At 66.2% G+C, this 719-nt stretch carries 1 protein-coding gene; it reads left to right on the forward strand.

All coding sequences use genetic code 11. The annotated features are described in order from the left end of the window. On the forward strand, window positions 1-719 hold a 719-nt coding region (locus tag FF041_RS37405; protein WP_228388976.1), incomplete at both ends, for a condensation domain-containing protein.

Raw genomic sequence — 719 nt, forward strand, 5'->3', positions numbered from 1 at the left:
GCAGGACGAGGAAGCGGCACGAGACGCCTGGCGCCAGGCGCTCGCGGGCGCGGACGAGCCTACTCGGGTCGCCCCGGACGACACAGTCGTATCCGCCTCCACTCCGTTCGGCAGGGTGTCCCTCCTCGCCGGTGAGGAACTGGCCGCTGCGCTGAAGGACTTCGCGCGGACGCGCGGTTTGACATTGAACACAGTGGTCCAGGCGGCTTGGGCCATGATCATCGGTCAGATGGCAGGCCGTAACGATGTCGTCTTCGGGGCGTCGGTCGCGGGTCGGCCCGCAGGTCTGCCGGGTATGGAGACCATGCTCGGGCTGTTCATCAACACCGTGCCCGTACGGGTACGGCTCGACCCCGCGCAGACGGTCGCCGAGCTGCTGACCGAGCTTCAGGCAGCACAGTCCGCCCTCCTCGACCATCAGCATCTGGGACTCACCGAGATCCAGCGACTGGCCGGTCCTGGAGCGGTCTTCGACACCTTGATGGCCTTCGAGAACTACCCCGGTGACCCCGATGCCCAGCCCGTGACCGAGGGCTTGAGGCTCACCGACTCGATGCTCCGTGAGTCGACCAACTTCCCTCTGGCCTTGGTCGTGAACCCGACGGACGACGACCTGAGGATTCGGCTGGACCATCTGCTGAGCGTCTTCGACGCGGCCATGGCCCGGTCCATGGTGGAGCGTTTTGTGTGGGTGTTGGAGCAGGTGGTGGTGGATTCGG

It is taken from the genome of Streptomyces jumonjinensis (assembly GCF_009600885.1).
In the GTDB taxonomy this organism is placed as follows: domain Bacteria; phylum Actinomycetota; class Actinomycetes; order Streptomycetales; family Streptomycetaceae; genus Streptomyces; species Streptomyces jumonjinensis.